Origin of the sequence: Thiohalocapsa halophila (assembly GCF_016583825.1) — a bacterium.
GTDB classification, from domain to species: Bacteria; Pseudomonadota; Gammaproteobacteria; order Chromatiales; family Chromatiaceae; genus Thiohalocapsa; species Thiohalocapsa halophila.
In genome coordinates this window covers 1-13,207 of the sequence record NZ_NRRV01000021.1, presented here as the reverse complement: position 1 = coordinate 13,207, position 13,207 = coordinate 1, and the positions used below count along the sequence as shown (strand labels likewise).

At 68.9% G+C, this 13,207-nt stretch carries 14 protein-coding genes; 12 read left to right on the top strand and 2 right to left on the bottom strand.

Annotated elements, in window-relative coordinates; genetic code table 11:
• Positions 1-86 precede the first annotated feature (86 nt).
• The 11 genes from CKO31_RS10265 to CKO31_RS10215 all read left to right on the top strand — a co-directional run bounded on the left by CKO31_RS10265 (position 87) and on the right by CKO31_RS10215 (position 9,842).
• Entirely contained in the window at positions 87-1,355 is a 1,269-nt protein-coding gene (locus tag CKO31_RS10265; RefSeq protein WP_200236707.1) for a glycosyltransferase family 4 protein, read from the top strand.
• A gap of 4 nt (positions 1,356-1,359) precedes the next feature.
• Positions 1,360-3,120 carry a sugar phosphorylase gene (locus CKO31_RS10260; RefSeq protein ID WP_200236704.1) on the top strand — a complete coding sequence of 587 codons (1,761 nt, stop codon included), beginning with the start codon at positions 1,360-1,362 and terminating at the stop codon, positions 3,118-3,120.
• A 79-nt stretch (positions 3,121-3,199) separates the two neighbouring features.
• On the top strand, positions 3,200-3,772 hold the full coding sequence (locus CKO31_RS10255) for a hypothetical protein (RefSeq protein ID WP_200236703.1): 573 nt from the start codon (positions 3,200-3,202) through the stop codon (positions 3,770-3,772).
• A 9-nt stretch (positions 3,773-3,781) separates the two neighbouring features.
• Positions 3,782-4,081 (top strand): BPTI/Kunitz domain-containing protein, encoded by a 300-nt coding sequence (locus tag CKO31_RS10250; RefSeq protein WP_242475282.1) that lies wholly within the window; start codon positions 3,782-3,784, stop codon positions 4,079-4,081.
• Between the two features lie 191 nt (positions 4,082-4,272).
• Positions 4,273-4,962, top strand: coding sequence for a hypothetical protein (locus CKO31_RS10245; RefSeq protein ID WP_200236701.1), 690 nt, complete (start codon positions 4,273-4,275; stop codon positions 4,960-4,962).
• 57 nt (positions 4,963-5,019) lie between these two features.
• Positions 5,020-6,504, top strand: coding sequence for a Ycf46 family AAA ATPase (locus CKO31_RS10240; protein ID WP_200236699.1), 1,485 nt, complete (start codon positions 5,020-5,022; stop codon positions 6,502-6,504).
• Between the two features lie 139 nt (positions 6,505-6,643).
• On the top strand, positions 6,644-7,612 hold the full coding sequence (locus tag CKO31_RS10235; RefSeq protein ID WP_200236697.1) for a right-handed parallel beta-helix repeat-containing protein: 969 nt from the start codon (positions 6,644-6,646) through the stop codon (positions 7,610-7,612).
• Between the two features lie 167 nt (positions 7,613-7,779).
• Positions 7,780-8,763, top strand: coding sequence for a DnaJ C-terminal domain-containing protein (locus tag CKO31_RS10230; protein ID WP_200236695.1), 984 nt, complete (start codon positions 7,780-7,782; stop codon positions 8,761-8,763).
• A 3-nt stretch (positions 8,764-8,766) separates the two neighbouring features.
• A complete protein-coding gene (locus tag CKO31_RS10225) occupies positions 8,767-9,108 on the top strand; it encodes a chaperone modulator CbpM (RefSeq protein WP_200236682.1) in 342 nt (113 codons plus the stop codon).
• 199 nt (positions 9,109-9,307) lie between these two features.
• Positions 9,308-9,571 (top strand): type II toxin-antitoxin system RelB/DinJ family antitoxin, encoded by a 264-nt coding sequence (locus CKO31_RS10220; protein WP_200236679.1) that lies wholly within the window; start codon positions 9,308-9,310, stop codon positions 9,569-9,571.
• Positions 9,558-9,842, top strand: coding sequence for a type II toxin-antitoxin system YafQ family toxin (locus CKO31_RS10215; RefSeq protein ID WP_200236678.1), 285 nt, complete (start codon positions 9,558-9,560; stop codon positions 9,840-9,842). Before CKO31_RS10220 ends, CKO31_RS10215 begins: the two co-directional genes overlap by 14 nt.
• Positions 9,843-9,958: 116 nt before the next feature.
• Here the strand turns inward: CKO31_RS10215 and gatA are convergent, their stop codons facing one another.
• Both gatA and gatC read right to left on the bottom strand, forming a co-directional pair.
• Entirely contained in the window at positions 9,959-11,413 is a 1,455-nt protein-coding gene (gene gatA, locus CKO31_RS10210; RefSeq protein ID WP_200236675.1) for an Asp-tRNA(Asn)/Glu-tRNA(Gln) amidotransferase subunit GatA, read from the bottom strand.
• Between the two features lie 84 nt (positions 11,414-11,497).
• Positions 11,498-11,785 carry an Asp-tRNA(Asn)/Glu-tRNA(Gln) amidotransferase subunit GatC gene (gene gatC, locus CKO31_RS10205; RefSeq protein WP_200236835.1) on the bottom strand — a complete coding sequence of 96 codons (288 nt, stop codon included), beginning with the start codon at positions 11,783-11,785 and terminating at the stop codon, positions 11,498-11,500.
• A gap of 319 nt (positions 11,786-12,104) precedes the next feature.
• Here gatC and mltB point away from each other — a divergent pair, with 319 nt between their 5' ends.
• Complete coding sequence (gene mltB, locus CKO31_RS10200; protein WP_242475281.1) at positions 12,105-13,112, top strand: lytic murein transglycosylase B; 1,008 nt, start codon at positions 12,105-12,107, stop codon at positions 13,110-13,112.
• Positions 13,113-13,207 lie beyond the last annotated feature (95 nt).

Below are 13,207 nucleotides of genomic sequence, written 5' to 3'. Positions count from 1 at the left end.
CCGATGCGCTACGGCGGCATTATAGGCGCCGCCGGGCCCTGCTGCCGGCACATCCCGGCGACCGCCGAGCTCTGATCGTCTCACCCATGAAGCAACCCGAAAACATCGGTTTCATCTCCACCCGCTTCGCCGGCACCGACGGTGTATCTCTGGAGGCCGCCAAGTGGGCGGAGGTGCTCTGGCTCAGCGGGCACGTGAGCTACTGGTACGCGGGCGTGCTGGACCGCGACCCGGCCATCAGCCTGTGCGTGCCGGAGGCGTTCTTCGATCATGCCGAGAACACCTGGATCAACAGCCAGCTCTGGGGGCGTACGCGGCGCTGCGCAGAGGCGAGCCGGCGCATCCGTGAGCTCACGGAATATCTGAAGGCGACGCTCTACGAGTTCCGGGACCGCTTCAATCTCGACATCCTGATTGTCGAGAACGCGCTCACCATCCCGATGCACGTGCCGCTCGGGGTGGCGATTACGGAGTTCCTGCTGGAGACGGGCATGCCGGCCATCGCCCATCACCACGACTTCATGTGGGAGCGCCAGCGCTTTCAGATCTCAGCGGTGGACGACTACCTGGAGATGGCCTTTCCGCCGCGGGTGCCGCACCTCCAGCACGTGGTCATCAACCAGGCGGCGCGGGAGGAGCTCGCTTGGCGCAAGGGCCTGCCCAGCATGCTGGTGCCCAATGTCTTCGACTTCGAGAATCCGCCGGGGGCGCCCGATGCCTATGCCGCCGACGTGCGCCGGGCCCTGGGACTGCTGGACGACGACCTGCTCATCCTTCAGCCCACCCGGGTGGTGCCGCGCAAGGGCATCGAGAACGCCATCCATCTCATCCGCCGGCTCAAGCTCACCCGTGCGCACCTGGTGGTCTCCCACGACAGCGGCGACGAAGGGCTGGAGTACGGCCGCCAGCTCCAGCAGCTCGCCCGCGACGAGGGCGTTTCCCTCAAGTTCTTCGGCGATCGCATGGCCGACCGCCGCCAGCTGAACCAGGAAGGGCAGAAGGTCTACGTGCTGAGCGATCTGTATCCGCATGCGGACTTCGTTACCTTCCCGAGCCTGTACGAAGGCTTCGGCAACGCCCTGCTGGAGTCCGTCTATTTCCGCAAGCCGCTGGTGGTGGGCCGCTATTCCGTCTACCAGCGCGACATCGAGCCCAAGGGCTTCAGGCTGCCCACCATCGACGGCGTGGTGGACAGCAGCGTGGTGGAGGAATGCCGGCGCATCATCGACGACGCCGACTATCGCCACGCCCTCACCGAGCACAACTACCAAGTGGCGAGCCGTTTCTTCAGCTACCGCGTGCTCCGCGACAGCCTGCGCAGCATGATCAACAACATCCGCAACATGACGGAGTAGGGCCATGCGCGTGGTCGACCGCGCCGTGTTCGAGCGCATCCACGGCCGTCTCGGGCGACTCTATGGCGAGGCGCAGCTGCCGCGCCTGCTCCAGCGCCTGGACCTGCTGGTGGGCCGCTATGGTGTCGGCAGTCATTGCCTGGAGCCGCATGCCCCGCAGGCACGCTGCCGCGGCTGGGACCAGCGCGATGCCGTGCTCATCGCCTATGGCGATATGGTCGGCACCGACGGCGAGGCGCCGCTGGCCACCCTGCGGCGCTTCCTGGAGCAACGGGTTGGGGACGCCGTCTCGGCACTGCACCTGCTGCCCTTCTTCCCCTCCAGCTCCGACGACGGCTTCGCCGTCATCGACTACCGCGACGTGGACCCGGCGCTCGGCACCTGGGCCGACATCGAGGCCCTGAGCGCCGATTACCGCCTGGCGGCGGACCTGGTCATCAACCATGTCTCCGGCCAGAGCCACTGGTTCCGCGCTTATTGCAACGGCCTGGCGCCGGAGCGCCACTATTTCATCGAAGTCGACCCGGCGACGGATCTCTCCGGCGTCGTGCGCCCGCGCACCACCCCCCTGCTGCGGGCCGTGCAGACCCCCGCCGGCGAGCGCCACCTCTGGGCCACCTTCAGCCACGACCAGCTGGACGTGGACTTCTCCAACCCGGACGTGCTCTTCGAGTACCTGGACATCCTGCTGCTCTATGTCCACCACGGGGCCCAGATCATCCGCCTGGACGCCGTCGCTTATCTGTTCAAGCGCATCGGCACGCCCTGCATCCACCTGCCCGAGACCCACGAGCTGGTGAAGCTCTTGCGGGACCTGCTGGACATGCTGGCGCCGGGGGTGCTGCTGCTCTCCGAGACCAATGTCCCCCATGCCGAGAACGTCAGCTATTTCGGTGCCGGCGACGAGGCGCACATGGTCTATCAGTTCAGCCTGCCGCCGCTGCTGCTGCATGCCCTGCACACCGGCGACGCCGGCTGCCTGACCGACTGGGCGGCCAAGCTGACGCCGCCGCCCGCCGGCTGTACCTTCTTCAACTTCACCGCCTCCCACGACGGTATCGGCCTGCGCCCGCTGGAGGGCCTGGTGCCGGCGGCGGATCTGGAGGCCCTGGTGGCGGTCATGGAAGCGCGCGGCGGCCTGGTCAGCCGGCGCAGCAGCCCGGACGGCGCGGCGACGCCCTACGAGCTCAACATCACCTATTTCGATGCCGTCGGCGTGCCGGGAGACCGCGACGCCTCCATCCGCCGCTTTCTGTGCTCACAGACCATCGCCATGAGCCTCCAGGGCATACCCGGCATCTATTTCAACAGCCTCCTCGGCGCCGACAACGACCTCGCCGCCGTCGAGCAGACCGGCCGTGCGCGCAGCATCAACCGGCACAAATGGACCTGGGCCGAATTGGCGGCACTGCTCGGCGCGGGCTCGGACCACCAGGCCGCACTGGTCCTGCCCGAGTACCTGCGCCGCCTGCACCTGCGCGCGGCCCAGCCCGCCTTTCATCCGGATGCCGCACAGTCTGTGCTGGACCTGCCCAAGGGCCTGTTCGGCTTGCGCCGCGAGGACCCGGAGACGGGCCAGTCCCTGTGGATGCTGGCCAATCTCGGCGACCGCCAAGCCGGCTGCGCCATGAGTCGGCTGGAGCGGCATTGGCAGCGTGCGCGCTGGCGCGAGCTGATCAGCGGCTGGGAGGCGGACGGCGCCGGGCTCGACTCGCGGCTGACGCTATCGCCGCACCAGGTGGTCTGGCTGGTACGGCAAAGTTAGTGCCGGCGGCGGACTCGCCATTTGAGCCCGGCCGTTGTTACTCTCTGCGTTGTCGCAACCACCAGGATTCTTCAACGCCGTGCCCCTGATCGAAAGGCTCTTGTGCCGCCTGACCGACCGCCTGCCCTGCCGTATCATCGACGGTGAGCAGGGCGAGCCCTATCTGGAGCGCTACTACGTCGCCGGCCTGTTTGGCTGGCACACGTACCTGCACCGGTTCGTGGATTCCGATCCGGATCGCGGCCTGCACGACCACCCCTGGGGCCGCGCCATCAGCCTGGTGCTGACCGGCGGCTATGACGAGCTGCGCTTTGCGCACGCGCCGCAGGATGCCGATACCGCCACGCCCATCACCGAGCCTCCGCTTCGCCGCCGCCATGTCCGGCCCTGGCGGCTCAATCTGCTGCGCGGTACGGATTATCATCGCGTGGTGCTGCGCGGCGGCCGGCCCGCCTGGACGCTCTTTCTGCACGGGCCGCGGGTCAAGGGCTGGGGCTTCCGGCGCGCGGGTCGCTATCGGGCCATGGCCCGCAGCGGCGCCGACTTCCGACACCGCAACTGGTGGCAGACGGCGCCGAGCGGCCGGGCGGTGCGTGAGTCCCGCGCAGCGGGAGCCGGTGCGCAAACGCCGCTCACCGCGCAGCAGCGGTAGGCGGTGGCGATGATCCAGCGCTCTCTTGTCATCCTGCGTACGCTTACCGCGCCCTTGGCCCTATCGGCCATGGCGCTGCTGCTCGCCGGCTGCGGCGGCGGGGCCGACAACGGCGGCGCAGCGGCGGACGGCCTGCACGTGAGCTGTCTCGAGGAGCCCGACCCCGGGCCCTGCCGCGCCGCCAAGCCCGCCTACTACTACGACTACAAGACCGACAGCTGCAAGCGCTTCCTCTGGGGCGGCTGCCGCGGCAATGTGCCCTTCGAGACCCTGGAGCAGTGCCTTCGCAGGTGCAAGGGCGGCGGCTGAGTGCAGGCGCTCGGCAGCGGCGGCTGCGCCGACGACGCTAGCCGTGCCCGCGGCCGTGACTGTGCCCGGCGGCCGACACTGTGCCGATCCTGGGCTAGACTCGAATCATGAGTGTGCGTACCCAGCAACGGCTCCCATGGTCTACATTGGCCGCGGCCGCTCTTGCACTGCTTTGCTTGGTGCCGGTAGCGGTGCCCGAGGCCGACGCTCAGACCTGGCGCGGTGAGCTGCAAGGCGGCGGCGAGATCGTCGTGGAGCCGGGCAGCCACCGTGCCCTGCGCCAGCAGAACGGCCGCACCCGCCAGCTCTGGGACGGTGTGCACCGCTTGGAGGACGGCTCCACGGTGACCGTACGCGACGGCGTGGCCGTGCCCACGCAGGACATGTACCGCGCCTGGCGCCGCGACGCCGCACCCGAGCCCGTCCATGCCCAGGACTGGTGCAAGCAGCTGATGCGCAAGACCTGCGGCTTCGACGACGCCTGCGACAACGCCGGCGCCTGTCTTCAGGCCCGCAGTCTCTTCGCCGAGGCCCAGCGCGAGCGCCGCGAGCGCCGTATCACCCAGGGCCCGGGCGCGGACATTGACCTGGCGCCGACGGCGACTGCAGAGCGCTGCCGTGCGGCCCTGTCCGAGCCCGAATTCCCGGCTTGTGAGAGCCTCGCCCAGGGCGGCGACAGCCGCTGCCGGGAGCTGGTGCTGCGGGTCTGCGGCGCCGACAATTCCTGCGCGGACACCCAGGCCTGCGACGCCGCCCGCCAGCTGCTGCACTTGGAGACCGAAGAGCGTCTGGCGCTGGATGATCCCGGGTCGCTCTCCGGCACCGGCCGCAAGTGCATGGAGGCCATGCACAACGACTTCTTCACACCCTGCAGCCCCTGATTCGGGCACAATCGGGCGCACCCTGAGGTCGCGCGCACCCCCGAGGCAGGCCCGCCGATGCTGTCCGATCTGCATGACCTTGAGCTGATGCTGCGTGCCGAGACGCCGCTGCTGCTCATCGAAACGCGCGAGGAGCCGCGCATCCTGGAGCTGTTCACCCGCCTCGGCGTGCGGCTGTCGGAGCCCGTGTTCCGCTGGACGGTTACCGACGGCCTGCGCCGGGCCGAGTACGACATCCCCCAGCCCGAGCTCACCGAGCCCGCGGCGGCGCTCAAGCACATCAAGGCCACCACCCAGTCCGGCATCTACCTGCTGCTGGACTTTCATCCCTTTCTGGACCACCCGCTGCACGTGCGCCTGCTGAAGGAGATCGCCCACGGCTTCGACACCGCCGCACGGCGGCTGGTGCTGGTGAGCCACGCGCTCACCACCCCGGCGGAGCTCAAGCACCTGGCCGCCCGCGCGGAGCTCAGCCTGCCGGACCGCAACCGCCTGCTGGCGCTGATCCGCGAGGAGGCCCAGGCCTGGCAGCACGCGGCCCCCAACCGCAGCTTCCGCGCCAATCGCAGCGCCGTGGAGCAGCTCGCCCGCAACCTGCTGGGGGTCACGGAGTCCGACGCGCGGAGGCTGATCAAGAGCGCCATTCGCAACGACGGCGCCATCACCGAGTCCGACGTCGCCGCCGTGACCCGCGCCAAGTACGAGCTCCTGAGTCCCGACGGCGTTGTCGCCTTCGAGTACGAGACCGCAGGCTTCGGCGACGTCGCTGGCCTCGACAACCTCAAGCGCTTCGTGGACCGCCGCCGCGACGTCTTCCTCGACGGCAAGGACGCCGGCGCCGACAAGGGCGTGGACCCGCCCAAGGGCATCATGCTGCTCGGGGTGCAGGGCGGGGGCAAGAGCCTCGCGGCCAAGGCCGTCGCCGGGCGGCTCGGCGTGCCGCTGCTGCGCCTGGACTTCGGTGCCCTGTACAACAAGTACATCGGCGAGAGCGAGCGCAACCTGCGCGAGGCCCTGCGCACCGCCGACGTCATGGCGCCCTGCGTGCTCTGGTGCGACGAGATCGAAAAGGGCATTTCCGCCGGTCAGGGCGACGAGGGCACGCCCAAGCGCATCCTGGGCACGCTGCTGACCTGGATGGCGGAGCGCAGCACGTCCGTCTTCCTGGTGGCCACGTCCAACGACATCTCCGGGCTGCCGCCGGAGCTGGTGCGCAAGGGCCGGCTGGACGAGATCTTCTTCGTGGACCTGCCGGATGCCGAGGTGCGCGCCGAGATCTTCCGCATCCACCTCAAGCGCCGCGGCCTGGACCCGACGGGCTTTGATCACGGGCGTCTCGCCGCCGCCAGCGACGGCTTCACCGGCGCCGGCATCGAGCAAGTGGTGGTCTCCGCCATCTATGCCGCCAACGCCGAGGACCGCACCCCGGACACCGAGGTGCTCCTCGCCGAGCTCGCCGCCACCCAGCCCCTGGCCGTGGTCATGGGCGAGCAGATCGCGCAGCTGCGGGCCTGGGCGCGGGAGCGGACGGTGCCGGCTTGAAGAAGTTTGAAGTGTGAAGTTTGAAGGCTGAAATACGACAGGGCTGGCTGCATCTCCCGACCGATTCGGGCTCTGCTGGTGGGTTGGGCAAAGCCGAGGAGCGTGGGCGCCGAATGGCTACTTGGGGAGGCATCGAGTGATGTGGGCTGATCGCAAGACTTGCTGGACTCTGCGCTCGCTGCTCGGGCTGCTGGTGCTGGCGCTGGCCGTCGGCAGCTTCGCCGCGCCCGCGGGGGCGCGGGTGCTGCAGGTGGGGCCGGAGCGGGCGCTCAAGGTGCCGAGCGCTGCGGCGAAGGTCGCCAAGGACGGCGACACCGTGGAGATCGCCGCCGGCGAGTACCGCGGCGATGTCGCCGTCTGGCGCCAGAACGGGCTCAGGCTGCGCGGCGTCGGCGGCCGCCCGCATCTGCGTGCCGCAGGGCGGGCGGCGGAGCGCAAGGCCATCTGGGTTATCAAGGGCGACGACGTGGTGGTGGAGAACATCGAGATGTCCGGCACCCGGGTGCCGGGCTTCGCCGGCGCCGGCATCCGTGCCGAGGGCGGCAAGCTCACGCTGCGCAATGTGCACTTCCATGACCACCAGATGGGCATCCTCACCAACAACAACGGCCGCGGCGAGCTCGCCATCATCGACTCCGAATTCAATCACAACATCGTCGACTACGAGCGCCACGGCCGCCTCGGGCACAACATCTACGTGGGCAAGATCGCGAGCTTCGAGCTGCGCGGCAGCCATGTGCACGGCGCCGTCACCGGCCACCAGGTGAAGACCCGCGCCCGCAGGAACACCATCGTCGGCAACCGCATCGTCGACGGCGACGGCGGCTCCAGCTACCTCATCGATCTGTCCGAGGGCGGTGAGTCCATCGTCCGCGACAACCTGCTGGAGCAGAGCGAGCGCGCCCCCAACCGTGCGGCCATCTCCTATATGCCCGAAGGCGACCGCACCCGCCGTGGCACGCTCTTCGTCGGCGGCAACCTCTTCCGCAACGAGGGCAGCCGGGCGGTGTTCGTGCGCAATTTCGCCGAGAACGTCGAGGCCGTGCTGAGCAACAACGTCCTGCGCGGCGACGTGACGCCCCTGGAAGGCCGCGGGCGGGTGCGCTGAGGCCCGGGCGGCCGCGGTGCCGGAGCCGTCACCGGCCCGTCGGCTCGGATGCCCCGCTGCCCGCCCGCCGCCCGCGGGCTTGTGAGCCCACCGGGGGTGGGGGTTTAGAATAGGGGGTCACCGGCGCCAAATACCCCAGATCCCGAGCCATCCAGTGCGAGGTCCCCGTGGAATACAAGGACTACTACAAGATCCTCGGCGTCGCCCGTGATGCGAGCCAGGACGACATCAAGCGCGCCTACCGCAAGCTCGCGCGCAAGTACCATCCGGACGTCAGCAAAGAGCCGGACGCCGAGAAGCACTTTAAGGAGGTCAACGAGGCCAACGAGGTGCTGAAGGACCCGGAGAAGCGCGCCGAGTACGACGCCCTGGGCACCGGCTGGCACGCGGGCGACGAGTTCCGTCCGCCGCCCGGTGCTGGTGCTGGTGCCGGCGGCGGCCGCTGGCAGCACGCCGAGCGCATGTCGCCGGAGGAGGCGGCGCAATTCAGCGATTTCTTCTCCAGCATCTTCGGCGATCTCGGCGGCAGGGGCGGTATGGGCGGCGACGGCGGCTTCGGTGGTCGCGGCGGCGGCTTCGCCAGCCGCGGTGCGGACCAAACGGCGCGGGTGCGCATCTCTTTGGAAGACGCCTACCACGGCGCCACCCGTCAGCTCAGCCTCGAGGTGCCGGAGGTCGACGCCAAAGGCCGCATCGCCAGCCGCACCCGCACGCTCAATGTGCGCATCCCCGCCGGGGTCACCGAAGGCCAGCAGATCCGTCTCGCCGGCCAAGCCGGCGGCGGTGTCGGCGGCGGCGAGGCCGGAGACCTGTACCTGGAGGTGGAATTCGCGCCGCACCCCATCTTCCGCGCCGAGGGCCGCGACATCCATCTGCGCCTGCCCATTGCGCCTTGGGAGGCGGCGCTCGGCGCGACGGTGTCGGTGCCCACGCTCGGCGGCAAGGTCAGCCTCAAGGTTCCGGCCGGCGCCCAGAGCGGCCAGCGCATGCGCCTCAAGGGCCGCGGCCTGCCCGGCAAGACGCCGGGGGACGCATACGTCCAGCTGGAGATCGCCAATCCGCCGGCGACGGACGAGGCCGCCCGGGCGGCGTTCGAAGCCCTCGCCGAGCGCTTCAAGTCCTTCAATCCACGCGCCAAGCTGGGGGTCTGAGCCATGACAGAACCGCAAGCGGGCCTCGAAGGCGAGCTTTTGGACGAACAGCGGGCGCTCGCGCTCGCGGAGCTGACCCGGGTCTGCGGGGTCAGCGTCGAGCAAGTGCGCTCCATGGTCGCGGAAGGCATGCTGCATCCGCGGGGTGCGGCCCCGGAGCAATGGGTCTTCCGCGGCATCGAGGTGATACGGGTCCGCCGCGCCGTGCGCCTGCAACGGGACCTGGAGCTGAACCTGCCGGGCACGGCCCTGGCGCTTGAGCTCATCGACGAGATCGAGCGCCTGCGCTGCCGCGTGCGCCGGCTGGAGCAGCAAACCGGCGCCTGGACCGACGCCGACGCCTGAGCCGCATCGAGTCCGGCTTTCCTGCCGACCCACGCGGGCGACGCCGCTCGTGGACAGAAGCGGTCCGCCCTCCGAATGATGCTGCCGGTGGTCCGCTTGAAGACTATGACCAAGAAGGTTCGCGTCGGGGCTTTCGTGCTGCCAGCCCGGTTTGTCTGCGCTACAATGTAGCTACAACTTGGTTATGAGGGTTATCCCAATGCCTGCCGACGAAGTCGTTCGCGCACGGATCGACAAAGAGGTAAAGGCCGAAGCCGCTGCCGTCCTGAGTGGCATGGGGCTTTCCATGTCGGATGCGATCCGATTATTGATGGTTAGGGTTGCGAGAGATAAAGCGTTGCCATTCGATGTGAGAGTGCCAAACGCCGAGACTCGGCAAGCCATGGCTGAGCTGGATTTAGGCAACGGTGCACGCTTTGATAGCGTGGAGGCACTCATGGACGATCTGAATGCGGGCGATTGAGCGCGCGAGTGCGTTTAAGCGTGATTTCAAGCGCACCAAGGCTGCCCCGCGGCACCGGCAGGATGTTGAAGCCTTGTTGTCGTACGTCGCGGGCTGTCTCGCGCGCGATCAACAACTCTCGGAGCAATACCGAGACCATGGTCTCGTCGGTAACTGGGCAGGCTACCGAGAATGTCACCTGAAGCCGGATTTGCTGTTGATCTATCAAAAGCCGGATGCAACCACATTACGGCTTGTCCGGTTGGGAACCCACAGCGATTTGTTCTGTTGAGCCGCCAGCTGCCGTTGCGGCTTCCCGTTGGCAGTGCGCCTGCTGCCAACCTGTAGGGTGGACGAGCGACAGCGAAGTCCACCGAGTGCGGGATGTACTGCGAGCCGCTTTTGGTGCTAACCGAATTCCGGCGGCAGCGCCCAATGCCAGTCCGTGGCCTGCTGCAACTGGTGGGCGACGTTCAGCAGCCGCCCTTCGGCGAAGTAATCGCCGATCATCTGCAGCCCCACCGGCAGGCCGTTGACGGCCGCCACCGGCACCGAAAGCCCGGGCAGCCCCGCCAGGTTGGTGGCGATGGTGTAGATGTCGTTCAGGTACATGGCCACCGGGTCGTCGGTCTTGGCGCCGAGCGCGAAGGCGGTGGTGGGCGTCGTCGGCCCCATGATGACGTCGACGTCCTGGAAGGCGCGGCGGAAGTCGCCGGCGATGAGCTGGCGCAGCTGCTGCGCTTTCAGATAGTAGGCGTCGTAGTAGCCGGCGGACAGCGCATAGGTGCCGATCATGATGCGCCGCTTCACCTCGGGGCCGAAGCCCTCCGCGCGCGAGCGCTTGTAGAGGTCCGCCAAGTCCGCCGGCGCTTCGCAGCGGTGGCCGTAGCGCACGCCGTCGAACCGCGCCAGGTTGGACGAGCATTCCGCCGGCGCCACCACATAGTAGACGGGCACCGACAGCGGCGCGTTCGGCAGGCTGATGTCCACCAGCGTGGCGCCCTGCTTTTCCAGCTCCGCCAAGGCCGCGCGTACCGAGGTCTCGACGCCGGTATCCAGCCCTTCGCCGAAATACTCCTTGGGTAGGCCGATGCGCAGGCCCGCGATGTCATCTTCCAAGGTCGCCGCATAGTCCGGAACCGGCGCCTCGGCGCTGGTGGAATCCCGCGCATCGAAGCCCGCCATGGCCTGAAGCAGCAGCGCCGCGTCCGCCGCCGAGCGCGCCAGCACGCCGGCTTGGTCCAGACTAGAGGCGAAGGCGATCATGCCGTAGCGCGAGCAGCGCCCGTAGGTGGGCTTGATACCCGTGATGCCGCACAGCGCCGCCGGCTGGCGGATGGAGCCGCCGGTGTCCGTGCCGGTGGCGGCGGTACAGAGGCGCGCCGCCACCGCCGCCGCGGAGCCGCCGGAGCTGCCGCCCGGCACCCGCGTCGTCTCCCAGGGGTTGCGCACGGGGCCGTAGTAGCTGGTCTCGTTGGACGAGCCCATGGCGAATTCGTCCATGTTCGCCTTGCCGAGCATCACGGTACCGGCGGCGGCGAGGCGCTCCACCACGGTGGCATCGAAGGGCGGCACGAAGTTGTCCAGCATGCGCGAGCCGCAGCTGGTGCGCAGCCCCTTGGTCAGGAGGATGTCCTTGTGCAGGATGGGAATCCCCGTGAGCGGGCCGCCGTCGCCGGCCGCGAGCCTGCGGTCGGCGGCGTCCGCGACCACCAGCGCGGCGTCATGATCGATGGTGATGCAGCTGTTGAGTGCCGGGTCCAGGCGCTCGATGCGCTCGAAGAAGTGCGCGGTGAGCTCGCGGCTAGAGAAGCGTTTCTCCCGCAGGCCGGCGGCGAGCGCGGCGATGGACAGATCGTGCATGGGTGCTGGGTGGTGGCGGGCGGTGGGCGAGGGCGCTGCACGGCTGCGTCAGCGCCGGCGAGGGCGGGTGGCCGGCGAGCGCGCCTATTCGATGACCTTGGGCACCAGGTAGAGACCGTCCTCGGTGGCCGGCGCTACCGATTGGAAGGCCTCGCGCTGGTCCGTCTCGGTGACGGCATCCGCACGCAGCCGCTGCGCCATGTGCAGTGGGTGCGCCATGGGCTCCACCCCGGCCGTATCCACGGCGTTCATCTGCTCCACCAGGTGCAGGATGTTGGACAGATCGGCGGCATAGGCATCCAAGTCTGTATCCGCCACCTGGAGCTGCGCGAGGTGGGCGATCTTGGCGACATCGGTGCTGTCGAGGTCCATGGCGTTGGCGCGTCGGATCATTGGTCAAACGTCAACGCTACCATATGGGGGCTTTGGCGGTAATCCTGTCCGTCGAGCCGGTGTCCGCGCCGACCCCGATCACGGATAAGAACGGTCTCCGAGCGTCCACAGCGCCGCACTAGCTTTTTAGTCGAAAAATGATGCCCAATAGAGACTTCTGGCATATACTGGAAGTTGTTTGTGAGCCCGTTCCGCCGAGTCCGGCAAAGACCCAAGCCCAGGACTGACCATGCGCTCCAGTGCCCGACCCAGTGCCCGACCCAATGCTCGTCTCTCACTCCCGCGCGTCTTTGCCGCGTTGCTGACGGTCGCCGCGGCTGCGCCCGCGCACACCGTAGCCGACGCCCCGCCCGCCTATGCCGCCGGCAGCCGCGCCTTCGTCGCCGACCAGGCGGATGCCCTCGGCTATGACCGCGAGGCGCTGGCCGCGCTCATGGCCGACGCCCGCTACCAGCAGGACATCATCGACGCCATGAACCGGCCCTACGAGGCCAAGCCCTGGCGCGATTACCGGCGCCTGTTTCTGACCCCGGAGCGCATCGACGGCGGCGTGGCCTTCCTGCGCCAGCACGCCGACCTGCTGCGGCAGGTGGAGGCCGCCTACGGCGTGCCGCCGGCGATCGTCACCGCCATCATCGGCATCGAGACCAACTACGGCGGCACCCTGGGCAGCCATCGGGTGCTGGATGCGCTGAGCACCCTCGGCTTTGCGTATCCGCGGCGGGCGGACTTCTTCAGCAAAGAGCTCGGTGAATTCCTGCTGCTGGCGCGGGAAGAGCAAGTGGACCCGCGCAGGGCCAAGGGCTCCTATGCCGGCGCCGTCGGTATGCCGCAGTTCATCCCCTCCAGCTACCGCGCCTATGCCGTGGACTTCGACGACGACGGCCGCCGCGATCTCTGGGACAGCCCCGCGGACGTGCTGGGCAGCGTCGGCAACTATCTGGCTCAGCACGGCTGGCGGCGCGGCGCGCCGGTGGCGGCGCCGGCGCTGTTGAGCACCGGGCCGCCGGCGGACGTGCCCGTGGTCGAGAAGCGCCCGGCGCGCCCGCAGCTGACCCTCGCGCAATTGGCAGCGGCGGGGGTCGTGCCGGACACGGCGGTGCTGGCCGCTGCGCCCGCCGAAGACAGTCGCGCAGCGCTGCTGGCGCTGGATGGCGAGGACACCGAGTATTGGCTCGGCTTCGACAACTTCTATGCCATCACCCGCTACAACCACAGCAACCTGTACGCCATGGCCGTGTACCAACTGAGCCGGGAAATTGCCGCAGGGGCGGCCCGGGCGGGAGGTGGCCATGCGGCCGGTTGAGCCCCGGGGGTGCGGCTCCCGCGGTGGCGGTGCGTTGCAGCGGCGCCCGCTCGCGCACGCCCAGCCCCACGCGAACCCCCACGCACACCCCCACG

Coding starts and splice junctions, on each gene's coding strand:
- CKO31_RS10235 (WP_200236697.1), top strand. CDS start 6,644: ATGTGGGCTGATCGCAAGACTTGCTGGACTCTGCGCTCGCTGCTCGGG.
- CKO31_RS10250 (WP_242475282.1), top strand. CDS start 3,782: ATGATCCAGCGCTCTCTTGTCATCCTGCGTACGCTTACCGCGCCCTTG.
- CKO31_RS10215 (WP_200236678.1), top strand. CDS start 9,558: ATGCGGGCGATTGAGCGCGCGAGTGCGTTTAAGCGTGATTTCAAGCGC.
- CKO31_RS10265 (WP_200236707.1), top strand. CDS start 87: ATGAAGCAACCCGAAAACATCGGTTTCATCTCCACCCGCTTCGCCGGC.
- CKO31_RS10260 (WP_200236704.1), top strand. CDS start 1,360: ATGCGCGTGGTCGACCGCGCCGTGTTCGAGCGCATCCACGGCCGTCTC.
- CKO31_RS10240 (WP_200236699.1), top strand. CDS start 5,020: ATGCTGTCCGATCTGCATGACCTTGAGCTGATGCTGCGTGCCGAGACG.
- CKO31_RS10225 (WP_200236682.1), top strand. CDS start 8,767: ATGACAGAACCGCAAGCGGGCCTCGAAGGCGAGCTTTTGGACGAACAG.
- gatC (WP_200236835.1), bottom strand. CDS start 11,785: ATGGACCTCGACAGCACCGATGTCGCCAAGATCGCCCACCTCGCGCAG.
- CKO31_RS10220 (WP_200236679.1), top strand. CDS start 9,308: ATGCCTGCCGACGAAGTCGTTCGCGCACGGATCGACAAAGAGGTAAAG.
- gatA (WP_200236675.1), bottom strand. CDS start 11,413: ATGCACGATCTGTCCATCGCCGCGCTCGCCGCCGGCCTGCGGGAGAAA.